Genomic DNA, 24,436 nt, shown 5'->3' with positions numbered 1-24,436 from the left:
CGACCCCACACGAGGGGGTCGAGCCAATGGGGCGCGGCCGAGCAAAGGCCAAGCAGGTCAAGGTTGCTCGCCAGCTGAAGTACAACAGCGGTGGCACGGATCTTGATCGTCTTCGCGATGAACTCGGGGTCGGAGACTCCAGCGACAATGACGACGCCGCCGACGACCTCAGCGATGAGCTGGCGGATCGCTATGCAGATTACGCCGACGACTACGGCAAGAACGACGACGAACGATAGCCGTTGTTCCGGTTGAGCACGCCGCCCCACGGCACCCACCCGTGGGGCGCTTCCATGCCGCCACCCCTGCAACATTTCTAGGGTTACGGCAAGCACGGCTAGCCGCCACCCCTTTTGATCCCTCGGGGTTACGGCAAGCACGGCTGGCCGCCACCCGCCGTACAGGGCTGAGGGCCTCCAGGAATACGGCCGCTGATCCCGCACAGGGCCGGGCGCCGTTACAAGACGGTGTAACCGTCTGGGTGCCAACAGGTGGCAGGTGTCGTTGCAGACCCCCGCCACCCGGTGCGTCTCGCGACCCCTGCCAGCCCGTGCCTCTACACGGTCTTCCACCCCGTGTGTCCACGGTTGGTGTTGTCTCGCGTCAGCGGTAGGTGGCTTGGCCGGTGCCCTCTGTGATTTCGCCCAACACCCAGGCCGGCAGGTTGCGTTCGGCCAGTAGGCGCAAGGATTCGTCCGCTGCCTCCTGAGCGACGATGGCGGCCATGCCGACGCCCAGGTTGAAGGTCTTGTCCATGTCCTTCTGTTCGATGCCGCCGTAGCCGGCCAGGACCGAGAAGATCGCTGGCGGGGTCCACGAGGCGCGGTCGAGGACGGCATCGAGGTGGTCGGGGAGTGAGCGGGACAGGTTGCTCTCGATGCCGCCGCCGGTGATGTGGGCGTAGGCGTGCACGTCGGCCGTCCTGGCCAGCTCCAGGCAGTCGAGCGAGTAGATCCTGGTGGGCTCCAGCAGCTCGGCGCCCAGCGGCCTGGCCAGCTCGGGCAGGTCGGCGTCGAGCGACAGCGACGCCTCGCGCAGCACGTGGCGCACCAGCGAATAGCCGTTGGAGTGCACGCCCGACGACGCCAGCCCGAGGACCACGTCGCCGGCCCGTACGCGATCGGCGCCGAGCATCGCCGACGCCTCCACGACGCCGGTGCCCGCGCCCGCCAGGTCGTATTCGTCGGGGCCCATGGCGCCCGGGTGTTCGGCGGTCTCGCCGCCGAGCAGAGCTGCCCCGGCCAGCCGGCAGCCCTCGGCGACCCCGCCCACGATCTCGGCGATGCGCTCGGGCACCACCTTGCCGCAGGCGATGTAGTCGGTCATGAACAGCGGCTCGGCGCCGCATACCACCAGGTCGTCGAGGACCATGGCGACGAGGTCGACGCCGATCGTGTCGTGCTTGCCGTACTGCTGGGCGACCATGACCTTGGTGCCCACGCCGTCGGTCGAGGTGGCCAGCAGCGGGCGCTGGTAGCGCAGCAGGGCCGAGGCGTCGAACAGGCCGGCGAACCCGCTGGCGTCGTCGACCACCTCGGGCCTGCGTGAGCGGGCCACCTTGGCCTTCATCAGTGAGACGGCGCGCTCGCCGGCCTCGATGTCGACCCCGGCGGCCTCGTACGTCGTCACGCCTTGCTCTCCAACACGAACTTGCCCACGTTGTCCTGGTCGATGGGGATGGGATAGGAGCCGTCGAAGCAGGCCCGGCACAGGCGCTCGGCGGGGATCGTGGTGGCCTTGGTCAGGCCCTCCAGCGAGATGTAGCCCAGCGAGTCGGCGCCGAGCGAGGCCCGGATCTCCTCGACGCTGAGCGAGCCGGCGATGAGCTCGGCCCTGGTGGCGAAGTCGATGCCGTAGAAGCACGGCCAGGAGACGGGCGGCGAGGAGATGCGTACGTGCACCTCACTAGCGCCGGCCTCGCGCAGCATCCTGACGATCGCGCGCTGAGTGTTGCCGCGCACGATCGAGTCGTCGACGACGACCAGACGCTTGCCCTCGACGACCTCGCGCAGCGGGTTGAGCTTGAGCCTGATGCCGAGCTGCCGGATGGTCTGCGAGGGCTCGATGAAGGTGCGGCCGACGTAGGAGTTCTTCACCAGGCCCTGGCCGTAGGGGATGCCGCTCTCCTGCGCGTAGCCGACGGCGGCGGGCGTGCCGGACTCGGGCGTCGGGATGACCAGGTCGGCCTCGACGGGGTGCTCGCGGGCCAGCGCGCGGCCGACCTCGACCCGGGTGACCTGGATGCCGCGCCCGGCGATGGTGGTGTCGGGGCGGGCCAGATAGACGTATTCGAACAGGCAGCCCTTCGGCTCCGCCAGCGCGAACCGGCGCGACCTGACGCCGCCCTCGTCGATGGTGAGCATCTCGCCCGGCTCGATCTCGCGGGTGAACGTGGCGCCCACGATGTCGAGCGCGGCCGTCTCGGAGGCCACGACCCAGCCCCGCTCCAGGCGGCCCAGGACCAGCGGGCGGATGCCCTGCGGGTCGCGGGCCGCGTAGAGCGTCTTCTCGTCCATGAACACCAGTGAGTAGGCGCCCTTGACCTGCGGCAGCAGCTCGGCCGCCGCGTCCTCGATGGACCGGTCGGGGTCCTGGGCGAGCAGCGTGGCGAGCACCTCGGTGTCGGTGGTCGCCCTGGTCGCCCCGGGGGCCAGCCGCTGGGCCAGCTCCGGGGTGTTGATCAGGTTGCCGTTGTGGGCGAGCGCGAGGCCGCCCTCGTCGGTGGAGCTCAGCGTGGGCTGCGCGTTCTCCCACACACTGGAGCCGGTCGTGGAGTAGCGGCAGTGGCCGATGGCCAGGTGCCCCCTGAGGGTGCCGAGCACCGACTCGTCGAAGACCTGGGAGACCAGGCCCATGTCCTTGTAGACGAGGATGCGGCTGCCCTCGCTGACCGCGATGCCCGCGGACTCCTGTCCGCGGTGTTGCAACGCGTACAGCCCGTAGTAGGTGAGTTTGGAGACTTCCTCGCCTGGCGCCCAGACGCCGAAGACGCCGCAGGCGTCTTTGGGAGCATGGTCTTGGGGGTCCAGGTCATGGCCGAGCCGGCCGTCGCCTTTCAGCACGTGCTTCAGTCTAGGTCGGCCGCTCCCCTGCTCGCACCCGGGGGCCAGATCAGAGGGCGTGCGCCGACCGGCCGGCGTTGGATCCGTCGCGGATGATCTCTCCGGTGAGGTTGCGGTTCGCCGCGGAACCGAGGAAGACGATCAGCGCCGCCAGGTCGTCGGCCGTCGAGAGCCGTCGGGTGGGCGTGCGGGCGGCGAGCGCGTCCGCGACCTCCTGCGGGACGGGCCGTTCGCGCTCGGTGAGGGTGAATCCGGCGGCGGCGACGTTCACCAGGATGCCGTCCTTGCCGGCTTCCCAGGCCAGTGCGCGGGCCATGCCGTGCAGGGCCATCTTGGCCGTGCCGTACGCGCCGGGGCCCGGCAGCCCCTCCTCCGCCGCACCCGAGGAGACGAACACGATCCGCCCGAAACCGTTCCGCCGCATGCCGGGCAGCACGGCCCCCGCGAGTATCGCGTTGCCGACCACGTTGGCGTGCAGGGCGGCCGTCCACTCCGCCGCGGGTACGTCCTCGAAGGCGACGCTGCCCGGCATGATCGTGCCCCAGCGCACGGCGTTGGCGACCAGCGCGTCCACGGGCCCCGCTTCTCTCACGGCGGCGATGATGCTCGCGTGGTCCTCCAGATCGAGGTGCACGGCCGTGGCCTCGCCCCCGGCCTGCTCCACCCGCTTGACCACCTCGGCCGCCCGTTCCTCGCCCGAGTGGTAGGTGATGGTGACGCGGGCTCCCGTGGCTCCGTAGGCGACGGCCGTGGCCGCGCCGATGCCGGACGAACCGCCGGTGACGAACACGTGCATGATGAACTCCTTCGTTATTAGCCGACTAATTAGCCAGCTAACTCCATGGCGACGCCTGTCCGCAAGGCGGTTTCGCTTGGAGTGAAAGGGTCTTCAGGGCATGGCACGCAGCAGGCGGCCGAACATGTCCCGCTCATCCGGGTCGAACGCGCTCAGCAACTCCTCGTCCGTCCTGGCCCAGATCTGTTCCACGGGCTCGCGGACGGCCTTGCCCGCGTCGGTCAGCCAGACCCGGCTCACCCGCGGCCGGTCGGGGTCGGGCGTGCGGTGCAGGAAGCCGGCCCGCTCCAGGCGCTGGACGGTCTTGGTGACGGTCGGCGGCTCGACGCCCAGCCGCCGGATGAGCTCGCTCTGGGTGAGGCCGTCCTCCTGCCACAGCTGGTTGAGCAGCAGCTCCTGGCCGCTGTGCAGGCCGAGCGGGACCAGGGCGGCGGCCATCTGGTTGCGTTTCGTCTTCATGACCATGATCAACGCGTAGGTCAGGGTCTCTTCCAGCATGTCCTCATCTTGCCCGTCGCCTGCCATTTTGGCGCATGGTGACCCAAGGATGAGCGGGCTCTTACCGTGTCGCGTGGTTTCGGCGATGTCAGCCGCGAAAAGGTGAAGTATCCGGCATACAGACCCGTCGGGAGACGCAGACGTGACCACACCTGGGGATCCGAACCAGCCTCGCCCGAACGACGGCGACCCTTCGAAGGAGGAGCCTCCGGAGGAGCAGCCGCGGCCCCGCCGCGAGCCGGGCCAGCCGTTCCACCCCGACCTGCCCACCTCGCCCGAGACCCCTGGTCCGGCCGAGGCCGAGGAGGGTGGCGAGGCGGAGGAGACCCAGGTGTTCCCGACGCCGGGCGCGCGGCCGTCCTACCCGGGCTGGGACGATGAAGGAGGAGAGCCACAGCCCGGCGCGCCGGGACCCACGCCACCGTCGCGCTACGAGCCGCCGCCGTCACAGCCGGGCGTGCCACCACGCCACGAGCCGCCGCCATCGCCGCAGGGTGAGCCGCCGCGCCACCAGCCGCCGACCTCGCCCCAGAGCGAGCCGCCGCCGTCACCGCCGGAGGACCGGCCGTCGTTCGTGCCGCAGACACCGTCGTACGGGGAAGCCGGGCCGCAGACCCCGTCCTACGGGGGAGGCCGGCCGCCGGAGACGCCGCCTCGAACCGAGCCCGTCCCGGCCGTGCCGGGCACCTCGCCTTCCAGCCCGTACGGCGGCCCGCCCGGCGGCGGCGGCCCCGGCTACGGCCCGCCGCCAGGGGGCGCCGCCTACTCTGCAGGGGGTCCGTACCAGCAAGGGGGTCCGTACCAGCCATACCAGGGTGGCCCGCCCCCCAAGCCGGGCAACGGCCTGGCCACGGCCTCGCTGGTGCTGGGCGTCGCCAGCCCGTTCCTCGTCTTCGTCTGCTTCACCGGTCTGCTCACCGCGATCCTGTCGATCGTCTTCGGCTGCGTCGCGCTCAGCAAGGGCGTGGGCAAGGGCCGCGCCATCGCGGGCATCGCGGTCAGCGTCCTGGCCCTGATCATCTTCGCCGTCGTGGCCATCTGGTTCTGGAGCGTGGTCCAGGAGTGCGGTCACCTTCCCGGCCAGCTCGCCGACCAGTGCTTCGAGAGCAAGTTCCCCTGGATGAGGCGTAACCCCTAGCAGCCCCGCCAGGAGAGCGGGAGGTGGCCGGACAGGTCGGCACGGGCGCCGCTCGCTGAGACGGCGCCCTTCGCCATGGCCTCGGCCCAGGTGAGGCGGCCCAGCGCGAGCTCGATCCAGGTGCGGCCGTCCATCTCCACGACGTTCGGGGGAGTGCCGCGCGTGTGCCGCGGCCCGGCGATGGCCTGTACGGCCGCGTACGGCGGCACGCGCACCTCCACCGTCCGGCCGGGCGCGGCGGTCGCCAGCCGGTCGAGCAGGTGGCGTACGGCCTGCCGGGCGGCGTCGCGCTCGGGCCGCAGATCCCGTTCGTAGGCGGCGAGCACGGCGGAGACCAGCGCGTCGGCCAGTGCCGAGGACGGTCCGTCGAAGGGCGGTTCGTCCAACGCCACGAGTTGGGCGTCCAGTGCGGCCCGCATTCTTTCCGGGTCCAATTTCCGCGAAGGCACTTGACCATTGTGTCGTGGAAAGCGTTCATCGTGTCGGAGGGCCTCGTTCACCTGCGGTTTCGATGGCGGTCGTAGCCTCCCCGCCGTAAGACAGCTCATTTTTGGAGGAACTGTGGCGAACCGGTTGCTACCGCTGCTTCCCGCGCATACATCTGGACGATCGGCGATGACCTGCCGGTTCCGCTGCGGCAACGCTTGTGCGCACGACGTGGCCAACACCAGTGACAACACCTACTTCGGCGACGTGGTCGCCGAGGCGATGTCCCGCCGGGGCATGCTCCGCGCCGGCGCCCTGGGCGCCCTGGCCGCCGGGGTCGTCGGGGTCGGCGTCGCCGGGGCCGTACCGGCTCTGGCCGACCCCACGGAGCCGCCGGAGGCCGAGCTTCTGGGCCGCTCCTCGGGCGGCATCCGCTTCACCCCCGTGCCGCCGAACAAGGAGGACGCGCTGCGCGTCGCCGACGGCTACACCTCGTCCGTCGTCGCGCGCTGGGGCGACCCGGTGACGGCCGACGCGCCCGCGTTCGACTTCGACCACCAGAGCCCCGAGGCGCAGGCCAAGCAGTTCGGCTACAACTGCGACTTCGTCACGCTCTTCCCGATGGGCGCCAACCGCGGGCTGCTCTGGGTGAACCACGAGTACACCAACGAGAACCTGATGTTCCGCGGCTACACCACCGGCGCCGCCGCCACCGAGGACCAGATCAAGATCGCGCTGGCCGCCCATGGCGGCTCGGTCGTCGAGATCGAGCGCGTGCGCGGCACCGGCCAGTGGAAGCTGGTCACCACCGGCCGCCGGCGGTACAACCGGCGCGTCACCGCCCAGACGCCGATGCGCTTCAGCGGCCCGGCCGCGGGCAGCGACCTGCTCAAGACCGCCGCCGACCCGAAGGGCCGCACCCCCGTCGGCATGCTGAACAACTGCTCCGGCGGATCGACGCCATGGGGCACCGTGCTGACGGCCGAGGAGAACATCGACCAGTACTTCGTCAACGGCGACAAGGTCCCGGCGGCGCAGCTGCCGTACATCTCCCGCTACACGATCACCACCGGCACCCCGTCGAGCAGCCGCCGCTTCGACCGCGTCGAGGAGCGCTTCGACCTGGCCAAGCACCCGAACGAGGCGAACAGGTTCGGCTGGGTCGTGGAGATCGACCCGTTCGACCCCGACTCGACGCCCGTCAAGCGGACCGCGCTGGGTCGCCTGAAGCACGAGGCCGCCAACACCACGCTGGCCCGCGACGGGCGCGTGGTCGTGTACATGGGGGACGACTCGCGCTTCGAGTACATCTACAAGTTCGTCTCGAAGGACCGCTACATCCCCGGTAACGACCGGCACAACAGGGACCTGCTCGACGAGGGCACGCTCTATGTCGCCAAGTTCACCGGCGACAGCCCCGCCACCGAGATCGACGGGTCGGGCAAGCTGCCCTCCGACGGCGCCTTCGACGGCTCCGGCCAGTGGATCCCGCTGGTCTCGGGCGACAAGTCGTACGTGGACGGCATGACCGCCATCGAGGTGCTGGTCTACACCCGCGTCGCCGCCGACAAGGTGGGGGCGACCAAGATGGACCGCCCCGAGGACATGGAGCGCAACCCCGTCACCGGTGGCGTCTACGTGGCGCTGACCAACAATACCAACCGCACCGCGGCCCAGGTCGACGAGGCCAACCCGCGCCCGTCCAACAAGCACGGCCACGTGCTGGAGATCGTCGAGCGGCGCGACGACGCGGGGGAGAAGACGTTCGCCTGGTCGATCCCGCTGGTCTGCGGCGACCCGAACGACGCCGCGACCTACTTCGCCGGCTACGACAAGACGAAGGTCTCGCCGATCTCCTGCCCGGACAACGTGGCCTTCGACCGGGACGGCAACCTCTGGATCTCCACAGACGGCAACCAGCTCGGCAGCAACGACGGTATGTTCGTGATGCCAGTGCGCGGCAAGGAGCGCGGGCACCTGCGGCAGTTCCTCACGGTTCCGCTCGGCGCGGAGACCTGTGGCCCGATGGTCACCGCGGACCAGCGCAGCGTGTTCGTCGCGGTGCAGCATCCGGGCGAGCTCGACGGCGCCACCCCTGACAAGCCGGCCAGCCGCTGGCCCGACGGTGACCAGCCGCGTCCGTCGGTCGCGGTCGTCTGGCATGCCAAGGGTCAGAAGATCGGTTCTTGACCTGAAGTTAAGTTGAGGTCTTAGGCTGCCATGCATGAGCATGGAAATGACCGCCTGGCATCAGCTGTATTCGATGAACAACCAGACGGAGCGTCGCCCACTGTCGAGGGCGACGCTCCGTCGCATCGGCGCCTTCGCCCGGCCGCACCGGCGGCGGGTGACGCTCTTCCTGGTGTTAAGCGTGGTGATGGCGGCCCTGGCGGTGGTCTCGCCCGTCCTCGCGGGCCGGGTCGTCGACGCGATCGTCAAGGGTGAGACGTTCGGCATCGTGGCCGGGCTGGCGGGGTTGATCGCGGTCCTCGCCCTGGCGGAGGCCGGGCTCGGCCTGGTGACCAGATGGCTGTCGGCGGGGCTCGGCGAAGGACTGATCCTCGACCTGCGCACGGCGGTCTTCGACCACGTCCAGCGGATGCCGATCGCCTTCTTCACCAGGACCCGCACGGGCGCCCTGGTCAGCCGGTTGAACAACGACGTGATCGGCGCGCAGCGCGCCTTCACCGACACCCTGTCCAGCGTGGCGGGCAACATCGTGACACTCGTGCTGACCCTCATCGTGATGATCGGGATCTCCTGGCAGATCACGCTGCTCGCGCTGTTGCTGCTGCCGGTGTTCGTCCTGCCCGCGCGCCGGATGGGCTCCAGGATCGCCCGGCTGCGGCGTGAGGCGGCCGACCACAACGCGGCCATGGGCACGCAGATGACCGAGCGCTTCTCCGCGCCCGGCGCGACGCTGGTGAAGCTGTTCGGCCGGCCCGCCCGCGAGTCGGCGGAGTTCGCCGCCCGGGCCAGGCGAGTGCGTGACATCGGCGTGCGCACGGCCATGACCCAGTCGGTCTTCGTCACCGCGCTCACCCTGGTCTCCGCGCTGGCCCTGGCCCTCGTGTACGGCCTCGGCGGCTTCTACGCCCTGCGCGACCAGCTCGACGCCGGCTCGGTCGTGGCCCTGGCCCTGCTGCTCACCCGCCTGTACACGCCGCTGACCGCCCTGGCCAGCGCCAGGGTGGACGTCATGAGCGCGCTGGTCAGCTTCGAGCGGGTCTTCGAGGTGCTCGATCTCGAGCCGCTCATCAAGGAACGGCCGGGCGCGGTCCAGGTCCCCGAAGGGCCGGTCGCCGTGGAGTTCGACGACGTGCATTTCGCCTACCCCGCCGCCGACAAGGTCTCGCTCGCCTCGCTGGAGGAGGTCGCCGTCCTCGACTCGCGCGGCGGCGTCGAGGTGCTGCACGGCGTCTCCTTCACGGCCGAGCCGGGCCAGATGGTCGCCCTCGTCGGCTCCTCGGGCGCGGGCAAGTCGACGATCGCCCAGCTGCTGCCGAGACTGTACGACGCCGACTCGGGGTCGGTGAAGATCGGCGGGGTGGACGTACGCGACCTGACCGCCGACTCGATCCGCGACACGCTCGGCATGGTGACCCAGGACGGGCACCTGTTCCACGAGACGATCAGGGCCAACCTGCTGCTCGCCCGGCCCGAGGCCGATGAGGCGGAGCTCTGGGAGGTGCTCGGCCGGGCCAGGCTGGCCACGCTCATCGAGTCCCTGCCCGACGGTCTCGAGACCGTGGTCGGGGAGCGCGGTTACCGGCTGTCGGGCGGCGAGCGCCAGCGGCTGACGATCGCCCGGCTGCTGCTGGCCCGGCCCAGGGTGGTGATCCTGGACGAGGCCACCGCGGCGCTCGACTCCACCTCGGAGGCGGCCGTGCAGGAGGCGCTGGGCGAGGCTCTGCAGGGCAGGACCGCCGTGGTGATCGCGCACCGCCTGTCCACGATCCGCGCCGCCGACGTCATCCTGGTGATCGAGGACGGGCGGGTGGTCGAGCGGGGTACGCATGCCGAGCTGCTCGCCGCCGGGGGGCGCTATGAGGAGCTGTACCGGACCCAGTTCGACGAGCCCGCCACCGTCGGGGCCGCTTAGACGGCGGTCGTCTGCTCCTGCCGCTCGGCTCGCGGCTGGTTCGCCTGGCCACTCGTACGGCGGGCGCGCAGGGCGTACAGGCTGACCGGGATCGCCGTCAGCACGAGCACGGCCGCCAGCACCAGTGTGAACTGGTAGGCGTCGAGGAAGGCGGCCAGCGGCGGCCGGTCACTGGCGCTCTGCCTGGAGTTCAGGATGGCGCCCAGGACGGTGATGCCGAGCAGCCCGAACACCTCGCGCGAGACGTTCAGCACCCCAGAGGCGATGCCCGACCTGCCCTGGGGCATGCCGGAGAGGATCGCGGCGGTCAGGGGGACCAGCAGGCCGCCGCCCAGGCCGTACACCAGGAACCAGGGCAGCACGTCGCCGTAGCCGCCGTCGGCGCCGATCCCGGAGATCATGAAGAGGGCGCCGCCCATCAGCGCCATGCCGAGCGCGACGGTCGGGCCGATGCCCAGCCGCGCGCTGACCCGCTGCGACAGGATCGCCGTGACCGCCATGACCAGGGCCATCGGCACGAACGCGGCGCCGGCCTCGGTGGGGGAGAAGGCGAGCACGTTCTGCAGCCAGAGGGCGCTGAAGAAGTAGATGCCGAACACGCCGAACGACCAGATGCCCATGGTGATCAGGCCGCCGCTGAACATCCTCGCCCTGAACAGTGACAGGTCGATCATCGGCTCGGCGGACCGCGCCTCGACGAGCAGGAACGCCAGCGCCGCCGCGAGCGCGACGCCGAAGGCGGTGAGGATCTCCGGCGAGGTCCATCCGGCGCCGTCGCCCTCGATCAACCCGTAGGTGAGGGCGAACAGCGCGAGCGCCGAGGTGGCCAGGCCCGGCAGGTCGAGGCCGCGCGGTACCCGGGTGAAGGCGGGACGGACGGCCCAGAGCGCGAGAGCGAGCGTGACCGCCCCGATCGGCACGTTGATCAGGTAGATCCAGCCCCAGTGCAGCCGCTCGCTGATGAAGCCGCCGGCCGCCGGGCCGAGCGCCATCGACAGCGCGCCGGAGGCGCTCCAGATGCCCACAGCCCGCCCGCGCTCGCCCGGGTCGGGGAAGATCTGCGTCAGCAGCGAGAGCGCCGTCGGCGTCAGCATGGCCGCGCCGAAGCCCTGCACGGCACGGGCGGCGATCAGCATGGTGCCGTCGGTGGCCAGCCCGGCGGCGAGGGACGACAGCGTGAAGATCACCAATCCCGTCGTGAAGACCCGCCGGGCACCGAACACGTCGGCCAGCCTGCCGCCGACCAGCATGAGCCCGGCGAACACCAGGATGTAGCCGCTCACGATCCACTCCAGGCCGGAGATGGTCAGCCCGAGCTCCCGCTGGATCGTCGGCAGCGCGACGTTCGCCAGATTGTTGTCGAGATAGGTCATGAAGGTCCCGAGCGTCACCGCGGTGAGCGCCCACCAGCGCCGGTCCATGTTCGTCTCCTATACGCCGTACTTGTACGTCGTATAGTGAACTTGTACGTCGTATAGTTGTCAACCGTGATGGGAAAACTGACCGCGGTGGCCATCGTCGAGCGGGCCCTGGAGATCGGTGACGCCGAAGGGCTCGACACCGTGACAATCAGGCGACTGGCGGCCGACCTGGGCGTGACGCCGATGGCCCTCTACTGGCACTTCAAGAACAAGGACCAGCTGCTCATCGGCATGGCGGATCACCTGATCCTGGGCTTCGGGGTCAAGGGCGGGGACGACCGCCCATGGCGCGACCGGCTACGGGAGCTGGTCGAGGGTCTGATCAGGGTCCTGCGCACCCACCCTTGCGCGAAGAACGTACTGGAGCAGGTGGACCAGAGCGCGGTGCCCAGTTTCCTGGCGGTCTGGGACGGAGCTCTCGGGCTGGCGCGGACGGCGGGGTTCAGCGCGGAGGAATGCTGCCTGATCTCCAAATACCTGCTGCAGAGCGCCATCTCCATCGCCGACGCCCCGGTCCACTTCCGCTCCCGCCACACCTCGGAGGAGATCGCCGAGATAGTCCGGGTGAAGCGCCTAGGCCTGGAGTCCCTGCCGGCGGACCAATACCCGAACCTGGTGGAAATGGCGGGCCCGATGGTCGAGGGGATGACGGCCGGCTTCTACGACTCGTTCGGCGTGGACCTGGTCATCAGCGGCGTGGAGGCTTTGGCGGCCAGACGTTAGGGTGCTCGGCATGACTTTCGAGCTGGTCTGCGAGATCGAGCCGCCCACGACGCCCGACCTGAAGCACGTCAGGCATCAGATCGGCACGATGGGCAAGATCGCCCACTCGTTCCTCATCCCCGACAACCACATCGGCTCGGTGGCCGTTGAGGCTGGCCGCGGCTTTCAGATGAGGCCGAGTTTCAGCATCAGGGCGCGGTCCACGTCGGCGGTCTCGTGCGCGTCCAGTGTGCCCATGAAGTCGCCCAACCTGGACGGCGACACGGAGTAGATCTGGTCCGCCAGGACACGCGACTTCGTGCCGTTGAACTCGATCTCGGGCCGGTAGATCGCCGGGCCCGCGCTCGACGACGTGAGGGCAATCGTGATGACGCTTGTCGCGAAGCGGTCCGACTGAATGATCACCCCGTACCGGCGACCCTGCTGCTCGTGCTCCCGAGCGCCTGGAATGGCCTTGATCTCGTAGAGCGCGCCACGAAATATCACTCGGCGACGCCCATGAAGCGCTGGATCGCCAGCATCTCGGCCTGATCATCGGGATCGTCACGTAGCCGTTCGGCGTCAGCTGCCGCCTGCTCCAGCAGCATTTCCTTGTAGGTATGAAGGATGGCGTAACGGACCGCTTCCGATCGGCTCCGCCTGTCACCAGCCAGCGCGCGCAGTGCGGTTTCCATCGCCTCATCGGTGCGGACGTTGAGGGTTCCCATGCACTCAAGCGTAACACGTTTTGTAATACGTCATTGCCGCGGCCGGGCCAGCGCCGCGAACAAGGCGCCCGTCAGGGCGACGGCGAACAGCATCGCGTACGTTCGCTCGAACCCGTGCATCACCTGTCCCACCGCCACCGGCGACAGCTTGGCCAGGGTCCCCGCGTACACCTGCGCTCGTTCGGCAGGGCCCACCGAGCCGGCCAGGACGCTCAGTGACAGGCCCACGCTGATCACGATCCCCACGTTCATGATCATTACCCGGAACCCGTTGACCACCCCCAGGCTGCCGCTCGGCAGGGCACGCATGACCTGCGTGGTGTTGCCGGTCAGGAACGTGCCGCTCCCGCACCCGGCCACGAAGAGGCCGACCCCGATGATCCAGTACGGCGTGGCGGGGTCCGCCGTCAGCATCAGTGTGCCGAGCCCCACGGCGCTCATCAGCGCGCCGCCGATCGACACGACATACGGGGAGATCTTCAGCGAGCCCGCCAGCGGCGAGGCCAGCGCCATGCCGACCGGCACCGGCAGCACGCTCAGCCCGGCCGTGAAGGCGTCCACGCCCCTGGCCGCCTGGAAGTACAGCGCCACGACCAGGATCAGCGCCGAGCGGGCCAGCGCGTTGCAGAACGAGGCCAGGTTGGCGAAGGCCAGCAGTCGCTCCCCGAATAACCGCAGGTCGAGCACCGGATGCGCGGCCCGCCGCTCCACCAGCGCGATCAGCGGCACCAGCACCGCGAACACCGCCGCCCCTGTCAGCACGGCAGGGCTCCTCAGCCCGGCCGAGCCCGCCTCGGACAGGGCGATGAGGATGGCCGAGAGCGCGGCGAACACCAGGGCGTTGCCCAGCGCGTCCACCGGTTCGCGGGGACCCCGGGGCATCTTGCGCAGGATCACCGCGCCCCAGCCGAAGGCGATCAGGCCGGCCGGTACGTTCACCCAGAAGATCCACTGCCAGCCGGCCGTGTCCGCGATGAGCCCGCCCAACGTCGGCCCGGCGAGTTGCGCCACGGAGAGGGTGCCGATGTAGACGCCCATGCCCTGGCTGAGCTTGTCGGGTGGGAACGCGTCGGTGATGATCACCGTGCCGTTGGCCAGGATCATCGCCGCGCCGACCGCCTGCAGCACGCGCATCGCGACCAGGAACCACACGCCCGGCGACAGCCCGGCCAGCAGCGAGGCGACGGTGAACAGCGCGAACCCGGCCAGATAGATCTCCCGCCGCCCCAGCAGGTCCGCCACCCGGCCGAAGAACACCAGGCTCGCGGTGTTGACCAGCAGGAACGCCAGCAGGATCCAGCCGGATTCGAACGGGCTCGCGTGGAAGTGCCGGACCACGGTGGGCAGGGCGACGTTCAGTGTGCTGCCCGCGATGCCGATGAGGACGAGGCCGAGGCTGGTGACCGAGCAGACGCGCCAGGCGTAACGGAGGCGGTCGTCGTAGGCGGCGAGGGGCATGCCGTCCACTATGACGTACGACGTACGTCCGATTTGTCGGTAGGGCTATCTGGCCCGCTTGCGCAACCCGTCAAGATCGTGGATCACCACGCGCCGTCGCCCGGTCTCGATCAGCCCGCGGTCCCGCAGCAGCCGCAGCGCCTTGCTGACCGCCTCGCGCGAGGCCCCGGTCCACCCGGCCAGCTCGTCCTGGGAGAGCGGCAGCGCCACCCGTACGCCGCTGTTGGTCTTCTCGCCGTAGCGTTCGGCCAGCTCGATCAGCCTGGTCGCCACCCGGCCCGTCGTGTCGAACGCCCCGTACTCGATCCGCTTACGGTCCGCGTCGCGCAGCCGTCCCGTCACCAGCTGCATGAGCAGTACGGCGATGCGCCCATGGGCCTGCAGGAACGCGGGGAAGTCGCGGATGACGATGCCCGCGATCGGCTCCAGCGCGGTGACCGTGGCCGACCGAGGCGAGCCGTCGATGGCCGACATCTCCCCGAGCAGCCCGCCCGGCCCGCGTACGGCCAGGACCACCTCGGTGCCGCTGCTCGTGTGCGAGGAGACCTTCACCCGGCCCTCGGTCAGGACGAGCACCCAGTCGGAGGTGTCGCCCTCGCTCATCACGGTCGCCCCGCGCTCCCACCTGCGCGGTCGTCCCGCGGCGCGCATTTCCTCGGCCTCGTCGGCTGTGAGCATGGAGAGGAACTCGCCGGGATCTGCGTTCATGCGCCGATTATGTCGGTACGGTCAGCGCCCTTCTAGGTCATCGCGGTCAGAACGTAGGCACCCACGAGTTCTTCCTTGCCCTTGAGGCTCAGCTTTCCGAGGGGGTTGACCGTGACGCCGGCTCCCAGTTGCCTGCGCGTCGTCTCGCCGATCACCACCGTGCCCGGCTCGGCGAGGCTCTGCAGCCTGGCGGCCACGTTCACGCAGTCGCCCATCGCGTTGAAGCCGCGCAGCTCCGGGCTGCCGATGTTGCCGACCAGGGCGGGGCCGGTGTTGACGCCGACCCGGAACGTCGGCCACGCCTCCGCGTCCTCCCGCTTCCAGGCGATCTCCTCGGCCACCTCGGAGGCGGCCTCCTGCATGGCCAGCGCGGCCCGGCAGGCCGCCCTGGCGTGGCCGTGCTGCGTGGCCGGGGCGTTGAACAGGGCCAGCAACGCGTCGCCGACGAACTGCACGATCGTGCCGCCGTTGGCCAGGATGCAGGGCACCGCGGCCGTGTGATAGCGGTTGAGCATCTCGACGATCTCGCCGGGCGTGACCCGCTCCGAGAACGTGGTGAACCCCTTGAGGTCGGCGAAGAGCGCGGTCAGCTCCTTCATCTGGCCGCCGAGCGCCGCCTGGCCCGGGTCGGCGAGCAGGGCGTTGGCCACGTCAGGCGACATGTACTGCCGGAAGAGCGTGTCGAGCTCCTGGTAGAGGCGGGCGTTCTCCAGCGAGATCGAGATCTGCCCGGCCAGGGTGGCGGCCAGCGCCTCGTCCTGCACCGTGCGGCCGACCGGCACCTCCAGCACGCCCGCCAGGTTGCCCTTGACCATCAGCGGGAAGGCGAACAGGTTGTCACGTCTGATGGGGGCGTCTCCGGCGAACTCGTACTCGCGGGAGCCGATCTGCGTCCTGCCGTCGGCGACCAGGCCGATGCGCACGTCGCCGTACGCCTGCCGGACGCGTTCGAGCGCGGTGGCCAGGAGCTCGCTCTCGGACTGGCGTACGCGGGTCTGGGCGCTCACCGCCACCAGGGCGCTCAGGCGCTCCGAGAGCTCACGCTCGCGGGCCAGTGCCTCGCCGGCCCGGTCGAGGACCGCGGCCTGCCCCTCGTTGAGCCGGAACTTCTCCGATAACCGGGTGGCCGCCAGCGGCTCGCCGCGCCGTACGTGCTCGACCAGCTCTTCCAGGACATCCTCGTAGTGCCGCTGGATGCGGGCCACGGTCGCCGACAGCGCGACCGAGTCGAACAGGCCGCCGCTCGACCCCTCGCGCCTGAACTGTATGTAGGCGCTGTAGGCGACGAAGACGAAGGCCAGCGTGAGCAGGATGTGCCATTCCCACCAGGACAGGTGCCAGTTGAGCTGCGACATCCCGGCGATCATGGCCTCGGCGAGCAGCGCGTAGGCGGTGATCAGGCTGACCAGCATGGCCGAGGGCCGCTGGCGGTGCAGCTGGAACATCATCACGCTGGCCGCGCCGTACAGGCCCAGGCCCGGCAGCGACAACCACACGAGCCAGTTGACCGGCTCCTTGAGCGGTGGCTCGCTGAGCGGCGTGAGTCCGGGGATCAGTGAGGCGAGTCCCCAGAGGATCATGAATCCGAGGAGCACGCCCCGCACGAGGTGCTGGGATCTCATGACGGCGTGCGCCGCCCGCTCGCCCAGCGGGAAGGCCGAGACGAACGCGAACCCCGAGGCGATCGTCAGCCCGACCTGCTGCCCGAGGTCGAACCCCATCGATCCGGTGGGCAGGATGATCTGCGGAGTGGCCAGGCCGTGCAGGAAGAAGAAGCCGGCGCTGGCCAGGAACACCATCGAGACCAGGAAGAGCCGGGCGTCCTGCCGTTTCCGCGACGCCTCGCTGATCAGCGCGCCGAGCGCCACGTTGAGGCCGGCCACCGAGATGATCATCCAGAAGTGGCTGGGGTGGTGCTCCCACATGATGTTGAGGTGGCTCTGGGCCAGCAGCAGCCAGAGGCCGAGCAGCGGCAGGACCAGATGGATGGCCCAGACGACCCCTCGCACCGGCTGTGTGGCAGGGGGGAGGTAGGGACTGGCGGTCGACAAGGTCATCCTCCGTGGAATGCGTGCGCCCCCGAACGGTCCCGATTATCCATCGTAGATAGGCCCGGCCAATGCGTCCTTTTACCCACAGCCGACTTTCATGACTCGTCAAGTAGCGTTATCGCCTTCTGTCTGATTTGTCCTGTAATGAACCTGTTATGCGATTCCTGTCATCCGTTGGAACGGTCGAAACGTGAACCTCATGCTCAACCTGAGCAACACACGTTCCTCGGAAGGAAAGCCGTGGCTATCAAGATTCGCGGTGCGCGCACGCTCACCCTCGCCACTGTTGGAGCGCTCGCCGCATCGCTCCTCGCCGTTGGCGGAGTCGCCACCGCGTCGTCGGCCTCAGAGGTGTACGCGTGCGTGCACAAGAAGACCCGGTACGCCCGCATCGTCAACGCCACCACCCCCTGCCGGAAGACGGAGATCCGGATGGTGATCGGCGGCGGCGGCCAGTCGACGACCACGATCACGGAGGGCACCAAGGGCGACACCGGCCCGCAGGGGCCGAAGGGTGACACGGGCCTCCAGGGCCGTCAGGGCCTGCCCGGCAAGGACGGCAAGGATGGCCTGCCTGGAAAGGACGGCAAGGACGGTCTCCCGGGCAAGGCGGGCGCCGACGGCAAGGACGGCGCTGACGGCAAGAACGGCCTCCCCGGTAAGGATGGCACCGACGGCAAGAACGGCCTGCCCGGCAAGGACGGCCAGGACGGCAAGGACGGTAAGGGCATCACCTACACGACCTACACTCGCTCGAACACCTTCAGCTCGGGCAGCGGCTCCGCCTCCTGCGACAGCGGCGACGTGGCGACCGGCGGCGGCTTCTCCATCAGCGGCAACGGCAACGTCACCAGCAGCGCCCCCAGCGGCGCGTCGAGCTGGTCGGTCACCGCGGCCAAGAACGACACCAACAACAACCTGACCGGCGGCAACCACGGCGGCGTGAGCGGCACCGTCTACGTGATCTGCCTCAAGAAGTCCTGACCCTCAAGAGGTCCGGACAAAAGCCGCGAAGGCCGGTACGACAGCACCCCGTACCGGCCTTCGCACAAAACCGAAAGCTCAGCCGAACAGCGCCGGCAACGTGCCGGAGTGCGTCTCGCGCAACTCCGCGACCGGCACCTCCAGCACCCCCTCCACCACCAGCGACGTGCCGCCGGTGGTGCCGAGGCCGTAGCAGGGCACCTCGTGGTCGGCGCAGAGCGCGGCGAACCGGTCGAACGCCTCCGGCCGGACCACCACCAGCGCGCGGGCCGACGACTCGCTGAACAGGTCGGTGAACGCGTCGCCGCTCAGCGCCACCGTCGCCCCGATGCCCCGCGCCATGCAGGACTCGGCCAGCGCGATGGCCAGACCGCCGTCGGACAGGTCGTGAGAGCCCTCAAGGAGTCCCTGGGCGGCGGCCTCCACCAGCACGGTGGCCATGGCCTGCTCGGCCGCCAGGTCGGCCGCGGGCGGCAGGCCGCCGAGGTGGCCGTGGGCGACGTGCGCCCACTCCGACCCGCCGAACTCCTCCTTCGTCTCACCGAGCAGCGCGATGCGCAGGCCCTCGGCGACGAACCCGGTGGCGACCCGCTTGGCCACGTCGTCGATCACGCCGAGCACGCCCACGACCGGTGTCGGGTGGATGGGGGTCGAGCCGGTCTGGTTGTAGAAGGAGACGTTGCCGCCGGTCACCGGCACGCCGAGGGTCCGGCAGGCGTCGGCGAGCCCGCGTACGGCCTCGGCGAACTGCCACATGACCTCGGGGTCCTCGGGCGAGCCGAAGTTGAGGCAGTTGGTGACGGCCAGCGGGCGGGCCCCGGTGACGGAGACGTTGCGGTAGGCCTCGGCCAGCGCGAGCTGGGCGCCCGCGTAGGGGTCGAGCCGCGCGTAGCGGCCGTTGCCGTCGGTGGCCAGGGCGATGCCCCGGGTCGTCGGCTCGGCGCCGGCCATGACCTCGGAGATGCGCAGCATCCCGGCGTCGGCGGGCTGGGCGAGCACGGTGTTGGAGCGGACGTAGCGGTCGTACTGAGAGGTCACCCACTCCTTCGACGCCAGGTTCGGCGAGCCGAGCAGCTCCAGCAGGGTGACGCGCAGGTCGGCGGGCCGGTCGAGGCGGTCGGGGGTGTCGGCGTTGAACGCGACCTGCCCGGCGGGCTCGTGGAAGGGCCGCTCGTAGACCGGGCCGTCGTCGGCCGCGGTGCCGGGCGGGATGTCGACGATCGTCTCGCCGTCCCAGGTCATCACCAGCCGGCCGGTGTCAGTCACCTCGCCGATCACGGTGGCCGGGACATCCCACTTCTCGCAGATCGCCATGAACGCCGCGATGTCCGACGGCCGGACCACGGCCATCATCCGCTCCTGCGACTCGCTCATCAGGATCTCCTCGGGCCTGAGCGAGGGGTCGCGGAGCGGGACCAGGTTGAGGTCGACGTGCATGCCGCCGGTGCCTTTGGCGGCCAGCTCGGTGGTCGCGCACGAGACGCCGGCCGCGCCGAGGTCCTGGATGCCCACGACCACATCGGCCGCGTACAGCTCCAGGCAGCACTCGATGAGCAGCTTCTCCATGAACGGGTCGCCGACCTGTACGGCGGGCCGCTTGGCGTGCGACTCGTCCTCGAAGGTCGCCGAGGCGAGCACCGACGCGCCGCCGATGCCGTCGGGCCCGGTCGAGGCGCCGAACAGCACCACCTTGTTGCCCGGCCCCGGCGCGGTGGCCAGCTTGATCTGGTCCTTGCGCAGCAGGCCCACGCAGAGCGCGTTGACCAGCGGGTTGCCGATGTAGCAGGGGTCGAAGACGACCTCGCCGCCGATGTTGGGCAGGCCCAGGCAGTTGCCGTAGCTGCTGATGCCCTCGACCACGCCGGGCAGCACCCGCCGGGTGTCGTTCTGGTCGGCGCCGCCGAAGCGCAGCGCGTCCATGACCGCGATCGGGCGGGCGCCCATCGACATGATGTCGCGGACGATCCCGCCCACGCCGGTGGCGGCGCCCTGGTGCGGCTCCACGTAGGACGGGTGGTTGTGCGACTCGATCTTGAAGGTGGCGGCCCAGCCGTCGCCGATGTCGACGACGCCGGCGTTCTCCCCCATGCCGACGAGCAGCGCGTCGGACTTGGGGGCCTTCGTGGCGAACTGCCGCAGATGCACCTTGGACGACTTGTACGAGCAGTGCTCGGACCACATGACGCTGTAGATGGCCAGCTCGGAGCCGGTGGGACGACGGCCGAGGATCTCCTTGACCCGGTCGTACTCCTCCTGCTTCATCCCCAGCTCGGCGAACGGCATCGGCTCGGCGGGCGTCTCGGCGGCCCGCTTGACGCTGTCGGTGCTCACGCGTTCACCAGCTTCTTGAGGATGGAGGTGAAGAAGCCGAGCCCGTCCGTGCTCGGCGCGCCGACGAGGCTCTCGACGGCGTGCTCGGGGTGCGGCATGAGCCCGACCACGTTGCCGGCCTCGTTGCGGATGCCGGCGATGTCGTTGACGGAGCCGTTGGGATTGCCGAGGTAGCGCACGACCACGCGGCCCTCGGCCTCGAGCGCGGCGATCGTCTCGGGGTCGGCGACGTAGCGGCCCTCGCCGTGCTTGATCGGCAGCACGACCTCCTGGCCGGCCTCGAACGAGTTCGTCCAGGGCGTGCCGGTCGACTCGACCCGGAGCCGCTGGTCACGGCAGACGTAGTGCAGCGACGCGTTGCGCGTCAGCGCGCCCGGCAGCAGGTGCGCCTCGCACAGGATCTGGAACCCGTTGCAGGTGCCGAGCACCGGCAGCCCCTCGCGGGCGGCCGGGACGAGCTCCCGCATCAGCGGCGCGAACCGCGAGATGGCGCCGCACCGCAGGTAGTCGCCGTAAGAGAAGCCGCCGGGCAGGAAGACGGCGTCCACACCCTTGAGGTCATGGTCGGCGTGCCACAGCGGAACCGCTTCCGCGCCGGACAGTCTGATCGCTCTGGCGGCGTCCTGATCGTCGAGAGTTCCTGGAAAGGTGACTACCCCCACGCGGGCGCTCATGTCTTGCGTTCCTCCAGCGTTCGTGGTCTGCACCGCCAAGGCTATCTGGTGCCCGCCGATGCCTCCCAACAGCGTCATCGTGTACGGCAGGCATGCCAGGGGGCGGGCCGCCATGACGGCCCGCGAAGGGGTCAGATGGAGCGGACGGCTAGACCGCGGCCAGCTCGCGGGAGCGGCGCTTCGCCGTTTCCTCCCAGGCGAGGGTCTTGCGGAGGTGGACCGTGGTGCCGCGGCCAGGAGTGATGCCGAAGGAGATCTCGTCCACGACCGAGCGCATGATCAGCAGGCCGCGGCCGTTCTCGGTGTCGGGGGGCGGAAAGTGCAGGGGCATCGAGGGCAGGCCGACCCCGTTGTCGACGACGCGTACGTCGCAGCGGCCGTAGCCGATCGAGGCCGTGACCTCATAGCGGTTGGCCGGGCCGCCGTGGCGTACCGCGTTAGAGCACGCCTCGGAGACCGCGAGCAGCATGTCGGAGATGCACGCCTCGCTCACGTTGAGCGAACGCATCGCATCCCCTAGCACCCGCCTGACCATCGGTATGCCGATCGCATCCCGAGGCAGCGCCAACGAGAACTCAATATCCACCGGACTCCTCCGGGCTCCGGAATGTCACCTGGAGTAGGTTTCCCCGTGAAATCGGGGCTAACCGCAAAATCACGTTGTTGTTATTTACTGTTGGCAAGCCCGTGGCATTGTGGCATGCCGGAACCCGACTTTAGCCGCTCGCGGGTATTTCGATGCGTCAAATGTGCTGTTCTACTCTTCGACGCGTACGACGTAGTCCTCGATGACGGTGTTGGCCAGCAGCGTCTCGGCCATCTTTCGGACGTCCGCAAGTGCCGCCTCGTCGGCCGGACCGTCCAGTTCGACCTCGAAACGCTTGCCCTGCCGGACGGCCGCGACGCCGGAGAAGCCCAGCCTGGGCAGCGCGCGGGCGATGGCCTGGCCCTGTGGGTCGAGAATCTCGGGCTTCAGCATGACGTCTACGATGACGCGCGCCACTACGTTCCTCCTGGGTGCGGCGGGAGTTGGGAAAGCCAGCCTACCGGCGCGTGTGGCAGGCAACACAACGGGAACGGGGAGGGGATGGGGCTTGCGCGGAGGGCTGTGACGTCTGCCACCATGTCCCCATACGCGTACGAACCACCACCACATGGTCCGACGCTCGAAAGGCTGGCCTAAGGTGGCAACCCCATCGACTCCGGCCCTGACCGCACAGGAGTGGCACGTGACACTCGACGCCTCTCGTGGTGCACAAGCACCCCCGGAGCTCGTCCAGCTCCTCACCCCCGAGGGTGAGCGGGTCGAGCACCCCGACTACGACATCGACCTCAAACCTGAAGAGGTGCGCTCCCTCTACCGCGACCTCGTGCTCGTCCGGCGCGTCGACCTGGAGGCGGTCGCTCTGCAGCGCCAGGGCGAGCTCGGCATCTGGGCGTCGCTGCTCGGCCAGGAGGCCGCGCAGATCGGCTCGGGCCGCGCGCTGACCGACGCCGACATGGCCTTCCCCACCTATCGGGAGCACGGCGTGGCCTGGTGCCGCGACGTCGACCCGGTGAAGCTGCTCGGCCTGTTCCGTGGGGTGAACCACGGCGGGTGGGACCCCAAGGAGCACAACTTCCACCTCTACACGATCGTGATCGGCAGCCAGACCCTGCACGCCGTCGGCTATGCGATGGGCGTCCAGCGCGACGACGCGAACGCGGCCGTCATCGCCTACTTCGGCGACGGCGCCAGCTCCCAGGGCGACGTGAACGAGTCGTTCGTCTGGGCCAGCGTGTTCAACGCGCCGGTCGTGTTCTTCTGCCAGAACAACCAGTGGGCCATCTCCGAGCCCCTGGAGAAGCAGAGCCGCATCCCCCTCTACCGCAGGGCCTCCGGGTTCGGTTTCCCCGGCATCAGGGTCGACGGCAACGACGTGTTCGCCTGCCTCGCCGTGACCAGGCAGGCGCTCAAGAACGCCCGAGAAGGCCAGGGCCCGATGCTCATCGAGGCGTTCACGTACCGGATGGGCGCCCACACCACCACGGACGATCCGACGCGCTACCGCGTGGCCAGCGAGCTGGAGGCGTGGAAGCTCAAGGACCCGATCGAGCGCGTCAAGTCGTACCTGTTCAAGAACGAGTTCGCCGACCAGGCGTTCTTCGACTCGGTCGAGGGCGAGGCCGACCAGCTCGGCGCCGACCTGCGCAGGCGCTGCCTGGCGATGCCCGACCCCGGGCCGCTCGCGATGTTCGAGCACGTCTACTCCGAGCCGCACGCGCTGATCGACGAGGAGCGCGCCCAATACGCCGCTTACCTGGAGGGCTTCAGTGAGTGAGCGAACCCCTGAGCCCGGCAGGACCGTCGCGCCACGGGCGAAGGAGGCGTCATGACCGTGCTCAGCCTGTCCAAGGCGCTCAACGAGGGCATGCGCAAGGCCATGGAGGACGACCCCAAGGTCCTCATCATGGGCGAGGACGTCGGCAAGCTCGGCGGCGTGTTCCGGGTCACCGACGGTCTGCAGAAGGACTTCGGCGAGGACCGGGTCATCGACACCCCGCTGGCCGAGTCCGGCATCATCGGCACCGCGATCGGCCTGGCGCTGCGCGGCTACCGGCCGGTGTGCGAGATCCAGTTCGACGGCTTCGTCTTCCCCGCGGCCGACCAGATCATCACCCAGCTGGCCAAGATGCCGATGCGCTCGCTCGGCGCGATCAAGCTGCCCGTCGTCGTACGCATCCCCTGCGGCGGCGGCATCGGCGCGGTCGAGCACCACAGCGAGTCGCCGGAGGCCTACTTCACGCACACCGCCGGGCTGCGCGTGGTCGCCTGCTCCAACCCGGCCGACGCCTACACGATGATCCAGCAGGCCATCCGCTGCGAAGACCCGGTCATCTTCTTCGAGCCCAAGCGCCGCTACTGGGAGAAGGCCGAGGTCGACACCCTCAGCACCGACTGGTGGCTGCCTCTCGACCGCGGCCGGCCGGTACGCCAGGGCACGGACATCACCCTGATCGCCTACGGCCCGATGGTGAAGACCTGCCTGGAGGCCGCCACGGCCGCCGAGGCCGACGGACGCTCGGTCGAGGTCCTCGACCTGCGCTCGCTCAACCCGCTCGACGCGCCGCTGGTGATGGAGTCGGTACGCCGTACCGGCCGGGCCGTGGTGGTGCACGAGGCGCCCATCAACAGCGGTTTCGGCGCCGAGCTGGCGGCCAGGATCACCGAGCAGTGCTTCTACCAGCTGGAGTCACCGGTGCTGCGCGTCGGCGGCTTCTCCACGCCCTACCCCCCGTCGAAACTGGAGGAGCACTACCTGCCCGACCTCGACCGGGTGCTCGACGCCGTCGACCGCGCCTTCGGCTACTGAGGAG

23 protein-coding genes are annotated in these 24,436 nt (G+C 69.7%); 8 read left to right on the top strand and 15 right to left on the bottom strand.

Features of this window, described 5'->3' with window-relative positions; genetic code table 11:
• Nucleotides 1-26: 26 nt before the first annotated feature.
• Nucleotides 27-239 (top strand): DUF3073 domain-containing protein, encoded by a 213-nt coding sequence (locus tag AB0H88_RS35170; RefSeq protein WP_357652196.1) that lies wholly within the window; start codon nucleotides 27-29, stop codon nucleotides 237-239.
• A 364-nt stretch (nucleotides 240-603) separates the two neighbouring features.
• Here the strand turns inward: AB0H88_RS35170 and purM are convergent, their stop codons facing one another.
• From purM to AB0H88_RS35150, 4 genes are all read right to left on the bottom strand, one after another.
• Nucleotides 604-1,629: a phosphoribosylformylglycinamidine cyclo-ligase gene (gene purM / locus AB0H88_RS35165; RefSeq protein WP_357652194.1), complete on the bottom strand. Its 1,026-nt coding sequence runs from the start codon at nucleotides 1,627-1,629 to the stop codon at nucleotides 604-606.
• Nucleotides 1,626-3,062 carry an amidophosphoribosyltransferase gene (gene purF / locus AB0H88_RS35160; RefSeq protein ID WP_357652192.1) on the bottom strand — a complete coding sequence of 479 codons (1,437 nt, stop codon included), beginning with the start codon at nucleotides 3,060-3,062 and terminating at the stop codon, nucleotides 1,626-1,628. The genes purM and purF overlap by 4 nt, the downstream gene beginning before the upstream one ends.
• A gap of 49 nt (nucleotides 3,063-3,111) precedes the next feature.
• Nucleotides 3,112-3,858: an SDR family NAD(P)-dependent oxidoreductase gene (locus AB0H88_RS35155; protein WP_357652190.1), complete on the bottom strand. Its 747-nt coding sequence runs from the start codon at nucleotides 3,856-3,858 to the stop codon at nucleotides 3,112-3,114.
• A gap of 93 nt (nucleotides 3,859-3,951) precedes the next feature.
• Nucleotides 3,952-4,356, bottom strand: a complete 405-nt coding sequence (locus AB0H88_RS35150) for a MarR family transcriptional regulator (RefSeq protein WP_357652188.1) — start codon at nucleotides 4,354-4,356, stop codon at nucleotides 3,952-3,954.
• Between the two features lie 142 nt (nucleotides 4,357-4,498).
• On the opposite strand from AB0H88_RS35150, the gene AB0H88_RS35145 reads away from it, so the two are divergent.
• Nucleotides 4,499-5,494 (top strand): DUF4190 domain-containing protein, encoded by a 996-nt coding sequence (locus tag AB0H88_RS35145; RefSeq protein ID WP_357652186.1) that lies wholly within the window; start codon nucleotides 4,499-4,501, stop codon nucleotides 5,492-5,494.
• Here the strand turns inward: AB0H88_RS35145 and AB0H88_RS35140 are convergent.
• Entirely contained in the window at nucleotides 5,491-5,913 is a 423-nt protein-coding gene (locus AB0H88_RS35140) for a sterol carrier family protein (RefSeq protein ID WP_357652184.1), read from the bottom strand. The two genes, AB0H88_RS35145 and AB0H88_RS35140, sit on opposite strands and share 4 nt — an antisense overlap.
• Before the next feature lie 196 nt (nucleotides 5,914-6,109).
• On the opposite strand from AB0H88_RS35140, the gene AB0H88_RS35135 reads away from it, so the two are divergent.
• Nucleotides 6,110-8,110, top strand: a complete 2,001-nt coding sequence (locus AB0H88_RS35135; protein ID WP_357652182.1) for a PhoX family phosphatase — start codon at nucleotides 6,110-6,112, stop codon at nucleotides 8,108-8,110.
• Between the two features lie 34 nt (nucleotides 8,111-8,144).
• Entirely contained in the window at nucleotides 8,145-10,022 is a 1,878-nt protein-coding gene (locus tag AB0H88_RS35130) for an ABC transporter ATP-binding protein (RefSeq protein ID WP_357652180.1), read from the top strand.
• Here AB0H88_RS35130 and AB0H88_RS35125 read toward each other — a convergent pair.
• Entirely contained in the window at nucleotides 10,019-11,443 is a 1,425-nt protein-coding gene (locus tag AB0H88_RS35125; RefSeq protein WP_357652178.1) for an MFS transporter, read from the bottom strand. The two genes, AB0H88_RS35130 and AB0H88_RS35125, sit on opposite strands and share 4 nt — an antisense overlap.
• A gap of 69 nt (nucleotides 11,444-11,512) precedes the next feature.
• On the opposite strand from AB0H88_RS35125, the gene AB0H88_RS35120 reads away from it, so the two are divergent.
• Complete coding sequence (locus tag AB0H88_RS35120) at nucleotides 11,513-12,166, top strand: TetR family transcriptional regulator (RefSeq protein ID WP_357652560.1); 654 nt, start codon at nucleotides 11,513-11,515, stop codon at nucleotides 12,164-12,166.
• 165 nt (nucleotides 12,167-12,331) lie between these two features.
• On the opposite strand, the gene AB0H88_RS35115 is transcribed toward AB0H88_RS35120, so the two are convergent.
• The 5 genes from AB0H88_RS35115 to AB0H88_RS35095 are packed head-to-tail and all read right to left on the bottom strand — an operon-like array spanning nucleotide 12,332 to nucleotide 17,090.
• Nucleotides 12,332-12,652: a type II toxin-antitoxin system PemK/MazF family toxin gene (locus AB0H88_RS35115; protein ID WP_357652176.1), complete on the bottom strand. Its 321-nt coding sequence runs from the start codon at nucleotides 12,650-12,652 to the stop codon at nucleotides 12,332-12,334.
• A complete protein-coding gene (locus AB0H88_RS35110; RefSeq protein WP_357652174.1) occupies nucleotides 12,649-12,873 on the bottom strand; it encodes a hypothetical protein in 225 nt (74 codons plus the stop codon). The genes AB0H88_RS35115 and AB0H88_RS35110 overlap by 4 nt, the downstream gene beginning before the upstream one ends.
• Nucleotides 12,874-12,903: 30 nt before the next feature.
• The gene (locus AB0H88_RS35105; protein ID WP_357652172.1) at nucleotides 12,904-14,331 is read right to left on the bottom strand and encodes an MFS transporter; all 1,428 of its coding nucleotides are present in this window, start codon (nucleotides 14,329-14,331) and stop codon (nucleotides 12,904-12,906) included.
• Between the two features lie 45 nt (nucleotides 14,332-14,376).
• The gene (locus AB0H88_RS35100) at nucleotides 14,377-15,039 is read right to left on the bottom strand and encodes a Crp/Fnr family transcriptional regulator (protein ID WP_357652170.1); all 663 of its coding nucleotides are present in this window, start codon (nucleotides 15,037-15,039) and stop codon (nucleotides 14,377-14,379) included.
• Between the two features lie 32 nt (nucleotides 15,040-15,071).
• Nucleotides 15,072-17,090, bottom strand: a complete 2,019-nt coding sequence (locus tag AB0H88_RS35095; RefSeq protein WP_357652169.1) for an adenylate/guanylate cyclase domain-containing protein — start codon at nucleotides 17,088-17,090, stop codon at nucleotides 15,072-15,074.
• Nucleotides 17,091-17,330: 240 nt separating this feature from the next.
• On the opposite strand from AB0H88_RS35095, the gene AB0H88_RS35090 reads away from it, so the two are divergent.
• Nucleotides 17,331-18,074 (top strand): hypothetical protein, encoded by a 744-nt coding sequence (locus tag AB0H88_RS35090; protein ID WP_357652167.1) that lies wholly within the window; start codon nucleotides 17,331-17,333, stop codon nucleotides 18,072-18,074.
• Nucleotides 18,075-18,152: 78 nt separating this feature from the next.
• Here the strand turns inward: AB0H88_RS35090 and purL are convergent, their stop codons facing one another.
• The 4 genes from purL to purS all read right to left on the bottom strand — a co-directional run bounded on the left by purL (nucleotide 18,153) and on the right by purS (nucleotide 22,082).
• Entirely contained in the window at nucleotides 18,153-20,357 is a 2,205-nt protein-coding gene (gene purL / locus AB0H88_RS35085; RefSeq protein WP_357652558.1) for a phosphoribosylformylglycinamidine synthase subunit PurL, read from the bottom strand.
• 44 nt (nucleotides 20,358-20,401) lie between these two features.
• Nucleotides 20,402-21,079: a phosphoribosylformylglycinamidine synthase subunit PurQ gene (gene purQ / locus AB0H88_RS35080; RefSeq protein ID WP_357652165.1), complete on the bottom strand. Its 678-nt coding sequence runs from the start codon at nucleotides 21,077-21,079 to the stop codon at nucleotides 20,402-20,404.
• 148 nt (nucleotides 21,080-21,227) lie between these two features.
• Nucleotides 21,228-21,614 (bottom strand): ATP-binding protein, encoded by a 387-nt coding sequence (locus tag AB0H88_RS35075; RefSeq protein ID WP_357652556.1) that lies wholly within the window; start codon nucleotides 21,612-21,614, stop codon nucleotides 21,228-21,230.
• Nucleotides 21,615-21,836: 222 nt separating this feature from the next.
• Nucleotides 21,837-22,082 (bottom strand): phosphoribosylformylglycinamidine synthase subunit PurS, encoded by a 246-nt coding sequence (purS, locus tag AB0H88_RS35070; RefSeq protein WP_225301645.1) that lies wholly within the window; start codon nucleotides 22,080-22,082, stop codon nucleotides 21,837-21,839.
• Between the two features lie 226 nt (nucleotides 22,083-22,308).
• Between purS and pdhA the strand changes: the two genes are divergently transcribed.
• Together pdhA and AB0H88_RS35060 are read left to right on the top strand one after the other, a co-directional pair.
• Nucleotides 22,309-23,400, top strand: a complete 1,092-nt coding sequence (gene pdhA / locus AB0H88_RS35065; protein WP_357652163.1) for a pyruvate dehydrogenase (acetyl-transferring) E1 component subunit alpha — start codon at nucleotides 22,309-22,311, stop codon at nucleotides 23,398-23,400.
• A 51-nt stretch (nucleotides 23,401-23,451) separates the two neighbouring features.
• The gene (locus tag AB0H88_RS35060; protein ID WP_357652161.1) at nucleotides 23,452-24,432 is read left to right on the top strand and encodes an alpha-ketoacid dehydrogenase subunit beta; all 981 of its coding nucleotides are present in this window, start codon (nucleotides 23,452-23,454) and stop codon (nucleotides 24,430-24,432) included.
• Nucleotides 24,433-24,436: the final 4 nt, after the last annotated feature.

Origin of the sequence: Nonomuraea sp. NPDC050680 (assembly GCF_040654555.1) — a bacterium.
GTDB lineage: Bacteria > Actinomycetota > Actinomycetes > Streptosporangiales > Streptosporangiaceae > Nonomuraea.
The sequence above is the reverse complement of the archived record's forward strand: the minus strand, read 5'-3'. Positions and strand labels throughout refer to the sequence as shown.

Excerpts from the sequence above, each read along its gene's own strand:
- AB0H88_RS35170 (WP_357652196.1), top strand. The coding sequence starts at position 27 with ATGGGGCGCGGCCGAGCAAAGGCCAAGCAGGTCAAGGTTGCTCGCCAG.
- AB0H88_RS35100 (WP_357652170.1), bottom strand. The coding sequence starts at position 15,039 with ATGAACGCAGATCCCGGCGAGTTCCTCTCCATGCTCACAGCCGACGAG.
- purL (WP_357652558.1), bottom strand. The coding sequence starts at position 20,357 with ATGCCGTTCGCCGAGCTGGGGATGAAGCAGGAGGAGTACGACCGGGTC.
- AB0H88_RS35130 (WP_357652180.1), top strand. The coding sequence starts at position 8,145 with ATGAGCATGGAAATGACCGCCTGGCATCAGCTGTATTCGATGAACAAC.
- AB0H88_RS35120 (WP_357652560.1), top strand. The coding sequence starts at position 11,513 with ATGGGAAAACTGACCGCGGTGGCCATCGTCGAGCGGGCCCTGGAGATC.
- AB0H88_RS35105 (WP_357652172.1), bottom strand. The coding sequence starts at position 14,331 with ATGCCCCTCGCCGCCTACGACGACCGCCTCCGTTACGCCTGGCGCGTC.
- purQ (WP_357652165.1), bottom strand. The coding sequence starts at position 21,079 with ATGAGCGCCCGCGTGGGGGTAGTCACCTTTCCAGGAACTCTCGACGAT.
- AB0H88_RS35150 (WP_357652188.1), bottom strand. The coding sequence starts at position 4,356 with ATGCTGGAAGAGACCCTGACCTACGCGTTGATCATGGTCATGAAGACG.
- AB0H88_RS35075 (WP_357652556.1), bottom strand. The coding sequence starts at position 21,614 with ATGGTCAGGCGGGTGCTAGGGGATGCGATGCGTTCGCTCAACGTGAGC.
- AB0H88_RS35140 (WP_357652184.1), bottom strand. The coding sequence starts at position 5,913 with ATGCGGGCCGCACTGGACGCCCAACTCGTGGCGTTGGACGAACCGCCC.
- AB0H88_RS35060 (WP_357652161.1), top strand. The coding sequence starts at position 23,452 with ATGACCGTGCTCAGCCTGTCCAAGGCGCTCAACGAGGGCATGCGCAAG.
- AB0H88_RS35110 (WP_357652174.1), bottom strand. The coding sequence starts at position 12,873 with ATGGGAACCCTCAACGTCCGCACCGATGAGGCGATGGAAACCGCACTG.
- AB0H88_RS35125 (WP_357652178.1), bottom strand. The coding sequence starts at position 11,443 with ATGGACCGGCGCTGGTGGGCGCTCACCGCGGTGACGCTCGGGACCTTC.
- AB0H88_RS35155 (WP_357652190.1), bottom strand. The coding sequence starts at position 3,858 with ATGCACGTGTTCGTCACCGGCGGTTCGTCCGGCATCGGCGCGGCCACG.
- AB0H88_RS35135 (WP_357652182.1), top strand. The coding sequence starts at position 6,110 with ATGACCTGCCGGTTCCGCTGCGGCAACGCTTGTGCGCACGACGTGGCC.